Source organism: Mesorhizobium sp. M4B.F.Ca.ET.058.02.1.1, assembly GCF_003952505.1.
Taxonomy (GTDB): Bacteria; Pseudomonadota; Alphaproteobacteria; order Rhizobiales; family Rhizobiaceae; genus Mesorhizobium.
The window spans coordinates 3,744,102-3,760,743 of record NZ_CP034450.1 but is presented as its reverse complement, the minus strand read 5'-3'; the positions used below and the strand labels follow the sequence as shown (position 1 = coordinate 3,760,743).

Genomic DNA, 16,642 nt, shown 5'->3' with positions numbered 1-16,642 from the left:
CACGGAATCGCGCAGCCTACGTCGGAGTGGGACGCCGCACTCTTTCTCCCCTTGCCGGAGAGGTCAAACGAAATCGCAGGTGCCAGACGACGCGCAACAAACGGTCCAATCGGCGGCCGTTGACGCATGCGACGGCACTTAGGGCGGTTCAGGCCGGGCACGAAAATTCCAGCGACCTGAACGTCAGGTAGCCTTCGAGCAGTCGGGCTTCGGCTCGCCCGGCAGCTTGCCGTCGACATGACCGACCATGTCCTTGTTGAGCTCGTAGACCGGGCCGACCACCAACGGGCGGTCGGGCAGCACCGACTGATCCATCGACGAGGTCAGCGTCGTCTCGAAGCTTTGCAGCAGCGTGCCATTGGCGTCCTCGATGCGGATCGAGATTGAGTAGGGCTTGTCCTTGACCACGCAGGTGAGTGGCGGGCTGGTCAGCGTTATATGCGGCAGCTTTGGCCAGATCTTCTGGTTGACGATGATCGGATCGCCCCCGGCCGGGTTCTGGAAGCTGACCACCGCGACCTGGCCTTCTCCCATCGGCCGGAGCGGATTGAGGGTGACGACATAGGTGGCGATGCCCAGCCGGTAATTGAACTCGAACAGCTTGCCGGAAATGGCGAACAGCTGCTCCTTGCCGGAATCACGGCAGGCGCCGAGCGCCGCCACCGCCAGCAGCGCGGCGCCGAGAACCATCGAGCGCGAATTTTTCCTAAACATTGGTAGCCTCCCTGGCCGCCGTGCGGCGGCGGTAATAGCGGTTTGCCTTCTGCCGGTTGCCGCACACTGCCATGTCGCACCAGAGGCGGCTGGAATTGCGGCTGCGGTCGACGAACAGCCAGCTGCAGTTGGGACAGATCCTGAGCCTCGCCACCGTATCGCCGCGCAGCAGCGACAGCGCCGAGACGGCCAGCGCCGCCTCGAAGGCGATCGGCGTCGCCGGATCGCCGAACGGCCGGCCCGGCCCGCCGATTTCGGTACGGCCCTCCGCCAGGCCGTCGGCGCAGGCTGCCAGGAAACCGGGCAGGTCGCCGGTGGCGATAGTGCCCTTGGCCACGGCGTTGCGGAACAGGCGGTCGGTCGTCTCGCGGATCGACAGCACCACCGGCGCGATCGCCGCCGGTGCCGGCGCCTCCAGCCTTCGGCCGCCAAGCTCGCTGGCGCGGAAACAGCTCGCCGCCTCGGCGAAGCGCGCGATCTCCGCCGGATTGTCGAAACGGTCGAAGGTCTTTTCCGGGTCGTTGCGCAGCACGACGGTGTTCGCGGTGTCGAGCGCCAGAATGCCGCCGGTGAAGCGGTGCGGGGTCCAGGATACCGTCATGCCAGAAATCTAACCGATAAATCGCGTTTGACAAGTTAGATTCCGAATGCAACCTTCCGCACAGGTCGCGAGTTGCCGCGGCCTCTGTTTCGAGCATGTCGTCGCCCCAAAACCGCCAAGCACTTTTGGGCGACATGCTCCGAGGTTTGTGCATGCTCTATTTCTTCCAGCAGATTCTGAATGGGCTGCATTCGGGCGCGCTCTATGCGCTTCTCGCCTTCGGCTATGTGCTGACCAATGGCATCCTGCATCGCACCAACCTGGCCTATGGCGCCGTGTTCGCCTTTTGCGGCCACGCCATGATCCTGACCGCCGCCTTCGGCTATCAGGCGCTGTGGCTGACGCTCTACGCCGCCGTCGCGCTCGGCGTGCTGGCGGCCTTCCTCTACGCGGCGCTGATCAGCCATGTCCTGTCGCGCAGCGTCTTCGAACCGCTGGCCGACCGTTCGCCCAACGCCATAGTGGTGACGACGCTGGGCATATTGCTGTTCCTGTCAGAGGCCAGCCGCATCGCCGCCGACACCCACGATCTCTGGCTGCCGCCGATGCTGGCCGTGCCGGTGATCTTCGCCGAGCACGACGGCTTCAAGGCGACGCTGACGCTGATCCAATTGCTCGACTGCGCCGCCGTGCTGGCGGCCATCATCCTTGCTGCCTGGGCCTTTGCCCGCTCGAGCTTCGGCCGGCGCTGGCGCGCCGTCTCCGACGACCCCAAGGCGGCGGCGATGTGCGGCGTCGACGTGCGCGCGGTGTTTCGCCACGCAGTGCTGTTCGGCGGCTTCTGCGCCGCGCTCGCCGGTGTGCTTGCCGGCATCTACTACGGCAACATCAGCTTCGGGACCGGGCTGGTCTACGGCTTGAAGGTCCTGTTTGTGACGGCGGTCGGCGGCTACCTCTCGCCGCCGCGCGCCGCCCTTGGCGCCGCCGCCTTCGGCATGGCCGAATCGCTGTGGGCCGGCTATTTCCCGCTCGAATGGCGCGATGCCTGGATGTATCTGTTCCTCGTCGCCATGCTGGTGCTGATCGGTGCCGGCCGAGATCAGCAGAAGATCGCCTGACCCTATCAGACTTTGGTTGCATTGTTCCCCGTTTGCCGGCGGATTATCGGCGTCCCCGCCTCACAACCGTGTTGACCGCGTCTCTGCCATGTTGACCCGCCGTGCCACGCACGGCATACCGTTGGGCCACTGCGGCGCGACGGAAAATTAGGGGAGCCGGCGCGCCTCCGACATTTTGAATTACGCATCTTGCTTTCCGAAAATCGACACCGATTTTCGAGCCGATGCTTGGAGGGAGGAATGCATGGCAGGGCTGCTCGCTCTATCCAGAACGATCGACCGTGTGAATGAGTTCATCGGCAGATGGGTGTCGTGGCTGATCCTGCTGGCGATCCTGGTCAGCGCCGGCAACGCCGTCGTCCGCAAGGTGTTCGATATCTCCTCCAATGCTTGGCTGGAACTGCAATGGTACCTGTTCGGCGCCGCCTTCATGCTGGCCGCCGCCTACACGCTGAAGCAGAACGACCATATCCGCATCGACATCGTCTACGGCATGTTCTCGCGCCGCGTGCAGCACTGGATCGACCTGCTCGGCCACACGCTGTTCCTGATGCCGTTCGTCACCCTGATGGTGATCTATTTCGTGCCCTATGTGTCGCTGTCCTTCCGCAGCGGCGAAATGTCGACCAATGCCGGCGGCCTGATCGTCTGGCCGGCCAAGGCCATCCTGCTCGCCGGCTTCTTCCTGCTGGCGCTGCAGGGCATCTCCGAGATCATCAAGAAGATCGCCATCATGCGCGGCGACATGGACGATCCCAATCCCTTCATATCGGCGCATGAGCAGGCCGAGCTGGAGGCAAAAGCACTCGCCGAAGAAGCCAAGGCGCTCGCCGGCGAGGTGCGCCCATGATCGAGTTCATCGCCCAGAACATGGCGCCGATCATGTTCGCCTCGCTGATCATCTTCCTTTTGATCGGTTACCCCGTCGCCTTCTCGCTCGCCGCCAACGGGCTGCTGTTTTTCGGCATCGGCGTATTGCTGTCGTCTCATTCGGGCGGGGCGATAACACTCGACTGGCCACTTCTGTATGCACTGCCGGAAAACTTCTACGGCAACCGGGTGATGTCGAACGACACGCTGCTGGCAATACCGTTTTTCACCTTCATGGGTATCGTGCTGGAACGATCCGGCATGGCGGAAGACCTGCTCGATACGATCGGCCAATTGTTCGGGCCGATCCGCGGCGGCCTTGCCTATGCCGTCATCTTCGTCGGCGCGCTGCTTGCCGCCACCACCGGTGTCGTGGCGGCTTCCGTCATTGCCATGGGCCTGATCTCCCTGCCGATCATGCTGCGCTATGGCTACGACCGTCGCGTCGCCTCCGGCGTCATCGCCGCTTCCGGCACGCTGGCGCAGATCATCCCGCCGTCGCTGGTGCTGATCGTGCTCGCCGACCAGTTGGGACGCTCGGTCGGCGACATGTATGCCGGCGCGCTGATCCCGGGCCTCGTGCTTACCGGCATCTACATGCTTTACATCCTGATCATGTCGATCGTCCGGCCGAAATCCATGCCGGCCCTGCCGCTCGAAGCCCGCACGCTCGGTCATGGCGTGGTGTCGCTGATCGTGGCGCTGGCGGTTGCGGTCGCTTTGTCCTACGCGGCCTACCGCTATCTGGCGCCGGCACATGGCGACAATGCCGACATTCTCGGCGCCTGCGTCGGCGTGATCCTGATCTATATCGTGGCGATTGCCGACAAGGGCCTGAACATCAACATGATGTCCCGGCTGGCGCAGCAGGTGATCATCGTGCTGATCCCGCCGTTGGCGCTGATCTTCCTGGTGCTCGGCACCATCTTCCTCGGCATCGCCACCCCGACCGAAGGCGGTGCCATGGGCTCCGTCGGCGCATTGATCATGGCGGCGGCAAAGGGGCGGCTGTCGCTGGACGTCATCAAGCAGGCGCTGGCCTCGACGACCAGGCTGTCCTCCTTCGTGCTGTTCATCCTGATCGGCGCGCGCGTCTTCTCGCTGACCTTCTACGGCGTCAACGGTCAAAAATGGGTCGAGCATCTCTTGATCTCGCTGCCCGGCGGCGAGGTCGGCTTCCTGATCGGCGTCAACGCGCTGGTCTTCGTGCTGGCCTTCTTCCTTGATTTCTTCGAGCTCGCCTTCATCATCGTGCCGCTGCTCGCGCCCGCCGCCGACAAGCTCGGCATCGACCTGATCTGGTTCGGCGTGCTGCTCGGCGTCAACATGCAGACTTCCTTCATGCATCCGCCCTTCGGCTTCGCGCTGTTCTACCTGCGCTCGGTCGCCGCCCGCGTGCCCTATCTCGACCGCATCACCGGCAAGCAGATCGCGCCGGTCACCACCGGCCAGATCTATTGGGGCGCGGTGCCCTTTGTCGGCATCCAGGTGATCATGATCGGGCTCACCATCGCTTTCCCGCAAATGGTGATGCACTACAAGGGCGCCGTGGTCGATCCCGGCACCATCGAGCTCAAGGTGCCGGAACTGCCGGGTCTGTCGCCGCTCGGCACGCCGCCGGCGGATGGCGCCGGGGCGCCGGCCAATGGCGGCGCGGCACCGGCGGCGCCGGCCACCGACCTGTCCCAGCCACCGAGCTTCGGCGACCCGCTGCCCGCCAAGCCGGCGGCGCCGTCGCCTGACCTGTCGCAGCCGCCGAACTTCAATTGATGTGGGAGGCTCGACAGTTGTGAAAGCGGTTCGCCTCGAGGCCGTCGGCAGCATCGCGCTGCGCGAGGTCGACAAGCCGTCGGCCGGTGCGGACGATCTGCTGGTGCGGATCGAGGCCTGCGGCGTCTGCGGCACCGATCGCCATCTCTTCCATGGCGAGTTTCCTTGCAAGCCGCCGGTGACGCCCGGGCATGAGTTTTCGGGCATCATCGAGGCGATCGGGTCGTCGGTGACCGGCTTCTCCGTCGGCGACCGCGTCACCGGCGACCCCAACATCGCCTGCGGCCGATGCCCATATTGCCATGCCGGGCGGGTCAACCTTTGCCGCAATCTCAATGCCATCGGCATCCATCGCGACGGCGGCTTCGCCGACTATGTCGTGATGCCGCAGAAGCAGGCCTTCCGGCTGCCGCCGAGCCTCAAGCCGACGCATGGCGCATTCTGCGAGCCGTTGGCGTGCTGCCTGCATGGCGTCGACCTCGCCGCGATCAAGCCGGGCGGCTCGGTCGTCGTGCTGGGTGGCGGCGTCATCGGCCTGCTCACCGTGCAATTGGCAAGGCTTGCCGGGGCGAAGACCGTCGTGCTGTCGACACGCCAGGCCTCGCGCCGCGCGCTCGCCGAGGAGCTCGGCGCGACGGCCTCAGTCGATCCAGGCGCCGGCGACGTAATCGATGCAATTGCCGGACCGGACGGGCTGGTGCCGGGCGGCGTCGACGTGGTGTTCGAATGCGCCGGCGTGCGCGATACGGTCGAACAGTCGATGCGGCTGGCGAAGGCCGGCGGCACCGTCGTCATCGTCGGCGTGGTGCCGCAAGGCATGCAGGTGGCGTTCGAGCCCTTCGACTTGCTGTTTCGGGAATTGAAGGTCCTGGGCTCTTTCCTCAATCCCTACACTCATGGCCGCGCCGCCGAGCTCATCGCCACCGGCGCGATCGAGGTCGACAGGCTGATCTCGAGACAGGTGACGCTCGAAGAGGCGCCCGCGGTGATCGCCAACCCGCCCGCGCCCGGCGAGGTCAAGGTGCTGGTGGTGCCAGGCCGAGGCTGAAGCGCAGCCCTTCAGCTTGCAACGTTGGCAATTGGCGAAACCGTCGATCGCAGCGCCCCCGTCCCTATACGGGGAGAGGTTGCCGGCAGGCAAGGTGAGGGGCGGCGCCAATGCCCAGATAGACAAGGCACGAGATTGGGTCTTCAGCCTGCCACTTAAGCCCGAGGCGATTCATTCGCCGAAGCCGGCGCTGCCTCATCCCCCTGCCGGGACCTTCTCCCCGTATAAGTGACGGGGAGAAGGGGCCAATCACTTCCTACAGCTTGCCCTGGCGCTGCTGGACCATCATGAAGGTATCGTAATTGTACTCGGCCACCTGGGCCCAGAGATAGTGCTCCTTGCGGAAACCCTTGATCGACTCCCAGATCTTCTTGAACGGCGCGTTCGAGGCTTCCATCTCGGCATAGACCTCGTTGGCCTTCTCGAAGCAGGCCGCCATGATCTCCTGGCTGAACGGTTGCAACTTGGCGCCGCTGGCCACCAGCCGCTTCACCGCCGCCGGATTGAGATAGTCGTATTTCTGCAGCATGTTGGCGTCGGTTGCCTGCGCGGCGGTCCGCACCAGCGATTTGTAGGCTGCCGGCAGCTCTTCGTACTTGGCCTTATTGAACATCAGGTGGACGGTCGGGCCGCCTTCCCACCAGCCGGGATAGTAGTAATAGGGCGCGACCTTGTAGAAGCCGAGCTTCTCGTCGTCATACGGACCGACCCATTCGGCGGCGTCGATGGTGCCTTTCTCCAGCGCCGGATAGATATCGCCGCCGGCGATCTGCTGCGGCACCACGCCGAGCTTGGCCACGACCTTGCCGGCAAAGCCGCCGATGCGCATCTTCAGGCCGGAGAGGTCGGCGACCGTGTTGATCTGCTTGCGGAACCAGCCGCCCATCTGCACGCCGGTATTGCCGCCCGGCAGGCCGAAAAGCCCTTGCGTGGCGAGGAATTCGTTGAACAGGTCGATGCCGCCGCCGTGATAGTGCCAGGCATTGATGCCGCGCGCGTTGAGCGAGAACGGCACCGCCGCGCCCAGCGCCCAGGTCGGGTCCTTGCCCCAGTAGTAGTATGCCACCGTGTGGCAGGCCTCGACGGTGCCGGCGGCGGTGGCGTCAGCCGCCTGCAGGCCGGGCACCAGCTCGCCGGCGGCGAAGACCTGCACCTGGAAATTGCCGTCGGTCGCTTCCGACAGCATCTTTGAGAACACCTCGGCGCCGCCATAGATCGTGTCGAGCGACTTCGGGAAGGACGACGCAAGCCGCCACGTCACCTTCGGGTTGGACTGGGCGATTGCCGGAGCGGCAAGCGTCGCGGCCGCCGCCGCGGCGCCAACGCCGGTTACGCCGGCCTTGCGGATGAATGAACGACGATCCATGCAGTTCCTCCCTTTTGGATCAACAGGCCGGCATTCGGGAACATCCTCGATATCCCGGCTCGGCCCGGACGAAACAATACACGGGCAACAGGTCGAGTCCAGCGCGGCGGCCGCGCTTAACGGCGGCATTGGCGGGAAATGCGCGCTCTCGGCGCACGACCTGCAACTATAGTCTAACGGCCTGCCGCCTGGCCTATGCGACCTGCCAAAACTTGTCATGGAAAAGCGCCTTGGGATCGCCTATTTTGTAGGCAGAATAGCTCCTTAGCCCTCAACGGAAACCGGATCCAAAATGCAGCAGCCGCTCGTCGCCATCTCGACCGACGTCCGCCAGTTCGACAACTACACCTGGCATGCCGCCCCGCAGCAATATCTTGAAGCCGCGCTTGCCGGCGCCGGCGTGTTCCCGCTGCTGGTGCCGTCCTTCGGCGACCGGCTCGACTTCGACGAGCTGCTCTCGTCGGTCGACGGCGTCATGGTCACCGGCTCGAAGTCCAATGTACATCCCTCGCTCTACGGTGGTGACGCCAGCGAGCGGAACGGTCCGTATGATCCGGCGCGCGATTCCACTACGCTGCCGCTGATCCGCAAGGCGATCGAGCGCGGCGTGCCGCTGCTTGCCATCTGCCGCGGCATCCAGGAGCTGAATGTCGCGTTGGGCGGCACGCTGGGCACCGAGATCCAGGAGCGTGAGGGGTCGCTCGACCACCGCGCCGCGGTGAGCGACGATCAGAACGAGCGCTTTGCCATCCATCAGACGATTTCGATCAAGCCCGGCAGCTGCCTCGCCGGCGTGTTTGGCGCCGGCGAGATCAAGGTCAACTCGCTGCACCGCCAGGGGATCGATCGGCTGGGCTCGAGGCTGCAGGTCGAGGCCTTGGCCACCGACGGCACGATCGAAGCGGTTTCGGTGAAGGATGCCCGCGCGTTTGCGGTCGGCGTTCAGTGGCATCCCGAATATTGGGTCAAGTCGGACGACAACTCGGCCAGGATCTTCCGCGCTTTCGGCGACGCGGTGCGCCTGCATGCGGCGGCGAAAGCCGGGGTCCGCGCGGCGGCGGAGTAGGCCCGCCGAACCTCAATCGTGGCTCAGCGCCAGAAGCGGCGTGACCGGGGCGTAGGACTCGTAGCCGTCGCCATCGGCCACGCTGAAAGTGACGATCGGATCGATGCCGTTCGCGCTGAAGGCGACCGTGCCGTCAGCCTCTTCGCGCCAGAATTTCGCCCGCTCGATGCCGGGCAGCAGCTTGCGGCAGTTCGGGGCGACGGTCAGCAGCGACAGGCCGTCCGACATATTGGCGCCGCGCCGGACAGCGCAGGCCGCCTCGTCGCCATTGGCGGTCAGCCGGTAGCTGCTGGAGGAGGCTGTTTCACTGGCGATGCTTTCGCCGCTGCCGCCGTGAAAGAGCTGGACGCCACCGGCCACCGCGGCCGCCGCCATCAACGCAGGAATAAGCTTCACCCGATCTCTCCGTGCATTTGAGGCGCGCCGGCGCGCTTCAAACCTGCCTTCATGTACAAGGCCCGAACCGCGCCGCGGCTTTTGCCTATGCATAACGAAGTATGCAGAATGATTTCAAAAGGGTTAATCGGGCGTTAACAAGTGTGGCGGGGCGGGTCAGCCGCGCGGCCTGACCTGCGCCGTCTCCGGCACCGGCGTCAGCGGCCGGCGCTCGCTGAACCAGGATACGAGATTGTCGACACAGAGATCGGCCATGGCGCGGCGCGTGTGGTGCGAGGCCGAGCCGACATGCGGCAGCAGTGAAGTGTTGGGCGCTACCAGCAACGCCTTGGGCACGTTCGGCTCGTCGGCAAAGACATCGAGGCCGGCGGCGGCGATCGTGCCGCTGGCGAGCGCTGCGGCAAGCGCCGTCTCGTCCACCGTGCTACCCCGGCCGATGTTGACGAAGACGCCGTTTGGGCCGAGCGCCGACAGGATCTCGGCGTTGATCGCCTTCTCCGTGGAAGCGCCGCCCGGTACCACGCAAATCAGCGTATCGACCGCGTCGGCAAGGCCCTTCAGCGTCGGATGGTACTGGTAGGAAAGACCTTCGACGCGGCGCCGGTTGTGATAGGCGACCGACAATCCAAAGGCCTCCAGACGCCGGGCAATGGCCTGCCCAATACGGCCCATGCCGAAAATGCCGACACTTCGGCCGCGCAAGGTCAGCCGGCTCAGCGGGTAGCTGCCTTTCTTCACCCAGTTGCCGTCGCGCAGCCATTTCTCGGCGGCATACAGCTCGCGCACGGTGTTGATCAAAAGGCCGATCGTGGTGTCTGCGACCTCCTCGGTCAGCACGTCCGGCGTGTTTGTGACCATGATGTTTTTCGTCGCCGCATGGCCGGCATCGACAGAATCATAGCCGACGCCGAAAGAGGCGATGAGTTCGAGGTTGGGCAATGCATCCATCATCGCCGCATCGATGCCGGCGAAGGAAGCAATGGCGCGCACCGTACGGCGCATTTCGTCGGTGACCAGCGCCGCATCGGCGCGTTCGATCCTGACCCGTTTGAAGGTGCGGTCGATGCGCTCAACCGCGTGGTCGTTGAAATGCCCCGGCACCAGAACGGCGACGGTCTGCAACTGTTCAGCCTTCGTCATCCACGCTCCACCGGCTTGCCGGTCGACTGGCGCACATGCAGTTCCGGCTTGATCAGTTCCTGCGACGGCCGCACCGTCTGCCCATTGAGCTTGTCGAGCAGCGCGCTGGCGGCACGCCGGCCGACCTCGCGCTGGCCATTCCAGACCGTGGTCAATGCCGGTGTCGCGATTGCCGCCTCCTCCAGATCGTCATAGCCGGTGACCGAGATGTCGACGCCCGGCACCAGGCCGGCGCGCGCGATGCCGTTCATCAGCCCGATGGCGACGAGGTCATTCCAGCAGCAGGCCGCGGTCGGCTTGTCCTTCAGCGCCAAAAACTGTCCGGCGGCCTCGAACCCGGCCTGTTTGGTGCGCGGGCCGGCGATGCGCCAGGACGGCTTGACCTCCAGCCCCGCCGCCTCCATGGCGTTGAGATAACCCTGGTAGCGGTCGCGGCCGGTCGACGTCTGATCGGTGCCGCCGATCATGGCGATGCGCTTGTGGCCGAGCGAGATCAGGTGATTGGTGGCCAGCGCCGTGCCGTAGGCGTCGTCGCCGCGGAAGACCGGCACGTCGGCCCCGGCGACGCTGCGCGCGATCAGCACCGCCGGCAGGCCGTTGTCCTCGGCCATGACGATGTCCTCGGCTGGCGTGCCGATGGCCGGCGACATGATGACGCCGTCGGCGCCGAGCTGCAGCAGCGTGTCGATGAAGGTGCGCTGCTTTTCGAGCTGGTCGTAGTGGTTGGACAGGATGAAGGTCTGCCGGCTGCGGTCGAGTTCGCTCTCGATCGAGCGCAGGATCTCGGCGAAGAACGGGTTCATGATGTCGTGCACGACGACGCCGACAATGCCGGAGCGCGAGGTGCGCAGGCTGGCGGCGCGGCGATTGTAGATATAGCCGATGGCGCGGGCATGTTCCTTGATGCGGTCGCGTGTGCTGCCCGCCACCAGCGGACTGTCGCGCAGCGCCAGCGACACCGTGGCCGTGGACACACCGAGCGCATCTGCGATCGTCGAAAGCTTGATCTTCTGTGCCAGCCCCTTCGCTCCTCGAACCGATTTAAACTGTTTAAAGGCGGCTCTTATGCCATCGATCCGGGGCAAATCAAAGTTTTTTTGCCAGGGCTTCGGCCTCTGCGTCCAGCGTGGCGCTGTTGCGCAGGCGAAGCCGGTGTTCGCGATGGATGATGTAAAGGCCGCTGGCGACGATGATGGCTGCGCCCAGCAGCGTCCAGCGGTCAGGGAACTGGTTGAAGATGACCCAGCCGGAGATGATCATCCACACCATCTGCGAATAGGGGTAGGGGGCGAGCGCCGTGGTGGTCGCCAGGCGATAAGCCTGCACCAGCAGCCAATGGCCGGTGGCGCCGAACACGCCGAGCATCAGGAGGATGAACCAGTGCCACGCGTCATGCGGCAAGGCATGCGACAACGGCAGCGTGGGCAGGAGCAGCACCGCCGGCGCCAGCGCCGAAAACAGGATCAGACTTTCGGAAGTCTCGCTCGCCGACATGCGGCGGGTCATGATGACATAGAAGCTGTTCGACAGCATCGAGCCGAGCGCGAAGAGATGGCCGATGCCGAACACGCCGACGCCGGGCCGCGTGATGATCAGCACGCCGACGAAGCCGGTCAGGATCGCCAGCCAGCGCCGCCAGCCCGCCCATTCGCCAAGCAGCGGACCGGCAAGCGCGGTGATCACCATCGGCCCGAAGAAGTAGATCGATGTCGTCTCGGCCAGTTGCAAGGTTCGCAGCGCGAAGATGTTGCACATGGTCGAGCCGAACAGGAAGGCGCCGCGCAGGATGTGCGCGGGCAGGTTCCTGGCGCGAAAACGCGACGGCGCGCGCCAGCCGCGCAGGAAGACGCCGACAAGCAGCACATGAACGATGAAGCGAGCCCAGGCGACGATCAGCGCCGAGACGCCGGCCAGCACCAGATATTTGCTGCTGGTGTCGAGAAAGGTGAAGCAGACGTACACGCACAGCATCAAAAGCATCGCCGCTGGCGGCGTTGCGCTGTCGTCTTGATTTTTGGGAATGCTCAAAGTCGGGCCGGGGAAAGGTAGACGCCACCCTTTTGCGGCAATCGCCGCTGGCCGGCAAGCCAAAAGCGACTGGCCCAACAAGCGTCCCGGACAGGCTCAGTCGAGGCGCTGCCGTGGACCAGCGCTGCCGGCCTGAATCATGACTGCATGCGGGCGCCCTTGGTGATCTTGTCGACGAGCTTCTTCTCGGCACGGAGCGCGATGCCGACGACCCTGGCGTCTTCGGGCGCGAATTCGGCGAAGGCGGCGCGGTTGGCGGCGTCGTGCCCGGTCGAGAACATCTCCTCGACATAGGCCGATGCCGTCACCCCGCGCTCCAGCGCCCGGCGATGAATCGCGTTCAGCGTCGGCCCGTCCGCCGACAGCACGATGACCGGCTGGATCGACAGCGGGTTGTAGATGTTGCCGGCACGGTCGCGGTAGGGCTCGCCGATGATCTCCGGAAACTGAGCGACGATGCCGCTGGTGAGAAACGCGGTGACATTGAGCTTCTGCCAGACGGCGAGATCGTCCCTGAGCACGATTGCAAATTTCGTATCGAACACCAAGATTCAAGTCTCCGGGAGGCGGCCTATGACAGGCCTGGTTGAAGCTATGGCGCACGATCTAGCCGCAGAGCCTGTGCAGGGTCTTGAACGTTCGTGCTCGGGCGAGGTCGCTCCCGGGGACCGTATCGTGTCGGCGCCGGGCGGCACTGGCATCGAACGCATCGAGGCGCGCTTCCACGGCAACGCCTTCGAACTGCACCGCCACGACACCTACGCCATTGGCGTGACGCTCGATGGCGTCCAGCGCTTCCACTATCGCGGCGCGCTGCGGCACAGCCTGCCCGGCCAGGTGATCGTGCTGCATCCCGACGAACTGCACGATGGCGGCGCCGGCACGGAGGAAGGACTGCGTTATCGCATCCTCTATCTGGAACCGTCGCTGCTCATTGACTGCCTGGATGGTGAGCCGCTGCCTTTCGTCGCGGACGCCGTGGTGAGCGACCCGGCGCTGCGCGGCACGCTGCTGTCGGCGCTGGCGCCGCTGCAGGAAGAGTTGGACGAGCTGTTCGTCGCCGATTTCATCGCGCAGCTGGCGCGGAATCTGGGCCGACATGCCGGACAGCCGGCGAAGCCGATGGGAATGACTGCATGGCGCGCAGCAGCGCTTGCGCGCGACTATCTCGAAGAGAATGCCGGGCGGCCGGTGCGGTCAGGTGAGCTGGAAGCCGTTACCGGCCTCGACCGCTACGCGCTCTCGCGCCATTTCCGCGCCACTTACGCCACCAGCCCGCACCGCTTCCTTGTAATGCGCCGGCTGCAGCGGGCACGACGGATGATCGAGGCTGGCGAGCCGCTGGCCGAAATCGCCGTTGCCGCCGGCTTCAGCGACCAGAGCCATTTCAACCGTCATTTCAAGAAGGCGTTCGGGCTTACGCCCGGGCGTTGGTCGATGCTGGTGCGAAGCGGGACACGCAGCGTCGTCGCTCCACACATCCACGTTGGCATTGTTCCGTAAGCGCGACGCGCAGCGTCGTCGCTCAACCCACCCACGTTGGCATTGTTCCGTAAGCGCGACGCGCAGCGTCGTGGCCCTTTCCGCTAAGCCGCCGATGCTAGGGCGCTACTTGAAGGGCAACGCTGGCGCACTGCACCGCGACGACGCTTCGCGTCGCGCCTACGCGTCGCTGCGAGACGACGCTGACGCGTCGCTCGTTAATCATCGAGTTCGGCGTCGTCGTCGATGAGCACCAGATCTTCGTTGGAAAGGTTGGCCTCGACCCGGGCGAGCAGCTTGAACAGCGCCTTCTGGTCCTTCTTGTCGAGGCCCTTCAGCGCCTGCTTTTCGGTCTTCTTCACCGACTTCTCGATGGCGCGGATGGTCTCGCGGCCGGTATCGGTGAGGAAGATATGCGCCTGTCGGGCATCGGCGTTGGAGGCGCGCTTTTCGAGAAAACCTTGCGCCTGCAGCCGATTGATGGTCTTGGTGATGGTCGGCGGGCGCACGCCGAGACGGCCGGCGAGGTTGCCCGGCGTCTGGCCGTCCTCGCGGTCGAGCGCCAGCATGATCTGGTCCTGGCCGGCATAGAAACCATGCGCCAAAAGCCGGGCGGCGAGCGCCGTTCGCGCCAGTCGCGCCGCCGAATGCAGCCGGCTCATTGTCGCTGTCTTGTCCGCCTTGGCCATGGTCATCCCTCTTCGGCCGAACCGGTGGCGACAGCATAGAGGCTGCCTGCCGGTTGGCAATCGACGATCGAAAAGAATCCGGCTTGCAGAACAGCTTTGCCGGCAAGCATTGCGACGTCCGCCGTGGTGATGCCAGATGTTTATTTCAGTTAGATGACAAACGACTTTTCCCCTGGAGGAAGGCTTTCCGGCGGGCGCGTCGAGGCGTGCAAACCAGCCTCAGACGGACTTCACCGCGACGACCAGGAGCGCCTGGTAGGAGTCCGCCGCCTCGCGCAAGGCGGCCTGCGACAGCGGTCCCGAGCGTCTCGCGATGCCGTCCTGCGCGTTCGATGTGTCGCGCTTGCCGGCGCGCTCGGCATAGGGCGAAACGGTCGAAAAGATCTGGTCGCTGAGCGCGTCGGGGAAGAACAACTGGCCGGTCATCACCGAGCGATCGTCCGGGAAGACTTTGAAGTGGATATGGGTGGTTCGGCCGCGATACCAGCCGGGATAGATGGTGGCGAAGGACACGATGCCGCTTTCGTCCGTCTTCTGCCAGCCGCGCAGGAAGATCTGGCCCGACGTGTCGACATCCTCGCCATCGCCCTGGCCCGGATAGCCGGAATAGTGGCCTTGCGCGTCGCAATGCCAGATGTCGACGCGCCCCCCTGCAAGCGGGCGGCAGGCGGCATCGACCACCTGCAGCGTGACAGTCAGACCGACACCGCTCTTTCCCTCGGTGATGTCGGCGCGTTCGAGCTTCGGGTCGAAATAGAACGGCCCCTCGGTCGCCTCTGGCGTGATGGCGCAGACGCCGGCGCCGGCATCGAAAAGGGCAAGCCCGGCATAGGGCGAAACCTGCGCGGCAGGCGCGGTGGACGGCACAAAGCTGCCGCCGCCGGCGGTGACGGCAATCAGGCCGAGCGCCCGGCGCCGGGAGATTGGCAAGGAAGCTCGCTTGTCGGACATCTGGCGCCTTTCTGGCCTGCCTGGCTGGCCCATCGGTTTGCCGCGTGCAAAAGCGTGGCACACATCCTATATGGAGCCGACACTCCCCTTTTCGAAGCCCGGAATTCCGAGGCGAGAAGACTTTTGAGGCAAGACATGAGCCAAGCGCAGACGCAGATTCCCGTAACCGTGCTGACCGGCTATCTCGGCGCCGGCAAGACGACGCTGCTCAACCGCATCCTGTCGGAGAACCACGGCAAGCGCTATGCCGTCATCGTCAACGAGTTCGGCGAGATCGGCATCGACAACGACCTGATCGTGGAATCCGACGAGGAAATCTACGAGATGAACAATGGCTGCGTCTGCTGCACGGTACGCGGCGACCTGATCCGCGTCGTCGAAGGCCTGATGCGCCGTCCCGGCCGCTTCGACGCCATCGTCGTCGAGACTACCGGCTTGGCCGACCCCGTGCCAGTTGCGCAGACCTTCTTCATGGACGACGACGTGCGTTCCAAGACCAAGCTCGACGCGGTGGTGGCGCTGGTAGACGCCAAGCACCTGCCGCTCAGGTTGAAGGATTCCAAGGAGGCCGAGGACCAGATCGCCTTCGCCGACGTCGTCGTGCTCAACAAGACCGACCTCGTCACGCCGGACGAACTCGCCAAGGTCGAAGCGACGATCCGCGCCATCAACCCGGCGGCCCGGATCCATCGCACCCAGCGTGCCGGGGTGGCGCTGGCCGAGGTGCTCGATCGCGGCGCCTTCGACCTTGCCCGCGCGCTGGAGAACGACCCACATTTCCTCGAAGCGCACGACCACGATCACGACCACCACGATCACGACCATGATCACCATGACCACGATCACCATCACGACCACGCGCATGCTTCCGACATCCATGACGTGACGGTGCAGTCGGTGTCGCTGCGCGGCGGCGAGATGGACCCGAAGAAGTTCTTCCCGTGGATCGAGAAGATCACCCAGATGGAAGGTCCGAACATCCTGCGACTGAAGGGCATCATCGCGCTCAAGGGCGACGATGAGCGCTATGTCATCCAGGGGGTGCACATGATCATCGAGGGCGACCACCAACGCGCCTGGAAGGATGGCGAGAAGCATGAGAGCCGGCTGGTCTTCATCGGCCGCGAACTCGACGCCGAGCGGCTGCGCAAGAGCTTCGAGGCCTGCCAGGCGGCTTGAACGTTCGGGAGGAGGACAGGCTGCTTAGGGTCATCAAAGCACTGCCAAGCATTCTGTAGCGACAATTTCCAACCGTTGGCGCCGCCCCTCATCCGCCTGCCGGCACCTTCTCCCCGTATAGTGACGGGGAGAAGAAGGCTGGCCGCAATGTCGACGCCTATTCTGTAGCGCTGAAGATTGGCGAAATCATCCGCGACAACCCTCTTTCTCCCCGTCACTATACGGGGAGAAATGTCCGGCAGGACAATGAGGGGCGGCGCCATCGCTGGCGATTATCCCCCTCA

General features: G+C 64.8%; 17 protein-coding genes. 7 read left to right on the top strand and 10 right to left on the bottom strand.

The features are described from left to right. Window positions 1-183: 183 nt before the first annotated feature. Both EJ073_RS18350 and EJ073_RS18345 read right to left on the bottom strand, forming a co-directional pair. Window positions 184-714 carry a hypothetical protein gene (locus tag EJ073_RS18350; RefSeq protein ID WP_189347339.1) on the bottom strand — a complete coding sequence of 177 codons (531 nt, stop codon included), beginning with the start codon at window positions 712-714 and terminating at the stop codon, window positions 184-186. After that, complete coding sequence (locus EJ073_RS18345) at window positions 707-1,315, bottom strand: CGNR zinc finger domain-containing protein (protein WP_126056999.1); 609 nt, start codon at window positions 1,313-1,315, stop codon at window positions 707-709. Before EJ073_RS18345 ends, EJ073_RS18350 begins: the two co-directional genes overlap by 8 nt. 152 nt (window positions 1,316-1,467) lie before the next feature. Between EJ073_RS18345 and EJ073_RS18340 the strand changes: the two genes are divergently transcribed. The 4 genes from EJ073_RS18340 to EJ073_RS18325 all read left to right on the top strand — a co-directional run bounded on the left by EJ073_RS18340 (window position 1,468) and on the right by EJ073_RS18325 (window position 6,061). Further along, on the top strand, window positions 1,468-2,373 hold the full coding sequence (locus EJ073_RS18340) for a branched-chain amino acid ABC transporter permease (protein ID WP_126056998.1): 906 nt from the start codon (window positions 1,468-1,470) through the stop codon (window positions 2,371-2,373). Between the two features lie 244 nt (window positions 2,374-2,617). Then, window positions 2,618-3,223, top strand: coding sequence for a TRAP transporter small permease subunit (locus EJ073_RS18335; protein WP_126056997.1), 606 nt, complete (start codon window positions 2,618-2,620; stop codon window positions 3,221-3,223). Next, the gene (locus EJ073_RS18330) at window positions 3,220-5,013 is read left to right on the top strand and encodes a TRAP transporter large permease subunit (protein ID WP_126056996.1); all 1,794 of its coding nucleotides are present in this window, start codon (window positions 3,220-3,222) and stop codon (window positions 5,011-5,013) included. Before EJ073_RS18335 ends, EJ073_RS18330 begins: the two co-directional genes overlap by 4 nt. A 19-nt stretch (window positions 5,014-5,032) precedes the next feature. After that, complete coding sequence (locus EJ073_RS18325) at window positions 5,033-6,061, top strand: zinc-dependent alcohol dehydrogenase family protein (RefSeq protein ID WP_126056995.1); 1,029 nt, start codon at window positions 5,033-5,035, stop codon at window positions 6,059-6,061. Between the two features lie 256 nt (window positions 6,062-6,317). Here the strand turns inward: EJ073_RS18325 and EJ073_RS18320 are convergent, their stop codons facing one another. Next, window positions 6,318-7,427 carry a TRAP transporter substrate-binding protein gene (locus EJ073_RS18320; RefSeq protein ID WP_126056994.1) on the bottom strand — a complete coding sequence of 370 codons (1,110 nt, stop codon included), beginning with the start codon at window positions 7,425-7,427 and terminating at the stop codon, window positions 6,318-6,320. 292 nt (window positions 7,428-7,719) lie between these two features. On the opposite strand from EJ073_RS18320, the gene EJ073_RS18315 reads away from it, so the two are divergent. Beyond that, window positions 7,720-8,493, top strand: coding sequence for a gamma-glutamyl-gamma-aminobutyrate hydrolase family protein (locus EJ073_RS18315; protein WP_126056993.1), 774 nt, complete (start codon window positions 7,720-7,722; stop codon window positions 8,491-8,493). Window positions 8,494-8,505: 12 nt separating this feature from the next. Here the strand turns inward: EJ073_RS18315 and EJ073_RS18310 are convergent, their stop codons facing one another. From EJ073_RS18310 to EJ073_RS18290, 5 genes are all read right to left on the bottom strand, one after another. Beyond that, window positions 8,506-8,889 (bottom strand): hypothetical protein, encoded by a 384-nt coding sequence (locus EJ073_RS18310; protein ID WP_189347602.1) that lies wholly within the window; start codon window positions 8,887-8,889, stop codon window positions 8,506-8,508. A gap of 156 nt (window positions 8,890-9,045) precedes the next feature. Next, window positions 9,046-10,029 (bottom strand): 2-hydroxyacid dehydrogenase, encoded by a 984-nt coding sequence (locus EJ073_RS18305; protein ID WP_126056992.1) that lies wholly within the window; start codon window positions 10,027-10,029, stop codon window positions 9,046-9,048. Next, window positions 10,026-11,003: a LacI family DNA-binding transcriptional regulator gene (locus tag EJ073_RS18300; protein ID WP_245455284.1), complete on the bottom strand. Its 978-nt coding sequence runs from the start codon at window positions 11,001-11,003 to the stop codon at window positions 10,026-10,028. The genes EJ073_RS18305 and EJ073_RS18300 overlap by 4 nt, the downstream gene beginning before the upstream one ends. A 112-nt stretch (window positions 11,004-11,115) precedes the next feature. Continuing rightward, entirely contained in the window at window positions 11,116-12,000 is an 885-nt protein-coding gene (locus EJ073_RS18295; RefSeq protein ID WP_189347604.1) for a DMT family transporter, read from the bottom strand. A gap of 194 nt (window positions 12,001-12,194) precedes the next feature. Then, complete coding sequence (locus EJ073_RS18290) at window positions 12,195-12,602, bottom strand: DUF2000 family protein (RefSeq protein WP_126056990.1); 408 nt, start codon at window positions 12,600-12,602, stop codon at window positions 12,195-12,197. 49 nt (window positions 12,603-12,651) lie between these two features. Between EJ073_RS18290 and EJ073_RS18285 the strand changes: the two genes are divergently transcribed. Then, a complete protein-coding gene (locus EJ073_RS18285; protein ID WP_126059265.1) occupies window positions 12,652-13,560 on the top strand; it encodes an AraC family transcriptional regulator in 909 nt (302 codons plus the stop codon). Between the two features lie 197 nt (window positions 13,561-13,757). On the opposite strand, the gene EJ073_RS18280 is transcribed toward EJ073_RS18285, so the two are convergent. Further along, window positions 13,758-14,228 (bottom strand): MarR family winged helix-turn-helix transcriptional regulator, encoded by a 471-nt coding sequence (locus EJ073_RS18280; protein ID WP_126056989.1) that lies wholly within the window; start codon window positions 14,226-14,228, stop codon window positions 13,758-13,760. A gap of 219 nt (window positions 14,229-14,447) precedes the next feature. Next, window positions 14,448-15,179 carry an intradiol ring-cleavage dioxygenase gene (locus EJ073_RS18275; protein WP_126056988.1) on the bottom strand — a complete coding sequence of 244 codons (732 nt, stop codon included), beginning with the start codon at window positions 15,177-15,179 and terminating at the stop codon, window positions 14,448-14,450. Window positions 15,180-15,314: 135 nt separating this feature from the next. Here EJ073_RS18275 and EJ073_RS18270 point away from each other — a divergent pair, with 135 nt between their 5' ends. Continuing rightward, a complete protein-coding gene (locus EJ073_RS18270) occupies window positions 15,315-16,358 on the top strand; it encodes a GTP-binding protein (protein WP_126056987.1) in 1,044 nt (347 codons plus the stop codon). Window positions 16,359-16,642: the final 284 nt, after the last annotated feature.

Bases quoted from the DNA above. Each gene is read 5' to 3' on its own strand.
- EJ073_RS18330 (WP_126056996.1), top strand. From the start codon at position 3,220: ATGATCGAGTTCATCGCCCAGAACATGGCGCCGATCATGTTCGCCTCG.
- EJ073_RS18285 (WP_126059265.1), top strand. From the start codon at position 12,652: ATGGCGCACGATCTAGCCGCAGAGCCTGTGCAGGGTCTTGAACGTTCG.
- EJ073_RS18280 (WP_126056989.1), bottom strand. From the start codon at position 14,228: ATGGCCAAGGCGGACAAGACAGCGACAATGAGCCGGCTGCATTCGGCG.
- EJ073_RS18345 (WP_126056999.1), bottom strand. From the start codon at position 1,315: ATGACGGTATCCTGGACCCCGCACCGCTTCACCGGCGGCATTCTGGCG.
- EJ073_RS18335 (WP_126056997.1), top strand. From the start codon at position 2,618: ATGGCAGGGCTGCTCGCTCTATCCAGAACGATCGACCGTGTGAATGAG.
- EJ073_RS18275 (WP_126056988.1), bottom strand. From the start codon at position 15,179: ATGTCCGACAAGCGAGCTTCCTTGCCAATCTCCCGGCGCCGGGCGCTC.
- EJ073_RS18340 (WP_126056998.1), top strand. From the start codon at position 1,468: ATGCTCTATTTCTTCCAGCAGATTCTGAATGGGCTGCATTCGGGCGCG.
- EJ073_RS18295 (WP_189347604.1), bottom strand. From the start codon at position 12,000: ATGCTGTGCGTGTACGTCTGCTTCACCTTTCTCGACACCAGCAGCAAA.
- EJ073_RS18320 (WP_126056994.1), bottom strand. From the start codon at position 7,427: ATGGATCGTCGTTCATTCATCCGCAAGGCCGGCGTAACCGGCGTTGGC.
- EJ073_RS18270 (WP_126056987.1), top strand. From the start codon at position 15,315: ATGAGCCAAGCGCAGACGCAGATTCCCGTAACCGTGCTGACCGGCTAT.
- EJ073_RS18315 (WP_126056993.1), top strand. From the start codon at position 7,720: ATGCAGCAGCCGCTCGTCGCCATCTCGACCGACGTCCGCCAGTTCGAC.
- EJ073_RS18350 (WP_189347339.1), bottom strand. From the start codon at position 714: ATGTTTAGGAAAAATTCGCGCTCGATGGTTCTCGGCGCCGCGCTGCTG.
- EJ073_RS18305 (WP_126056992.1), bottom strand. From the start codon at position 10,029: ATGACGAAGGCTGAACAGTTGCAGACCGTCGCCGTTCTGGTGCCGGGG.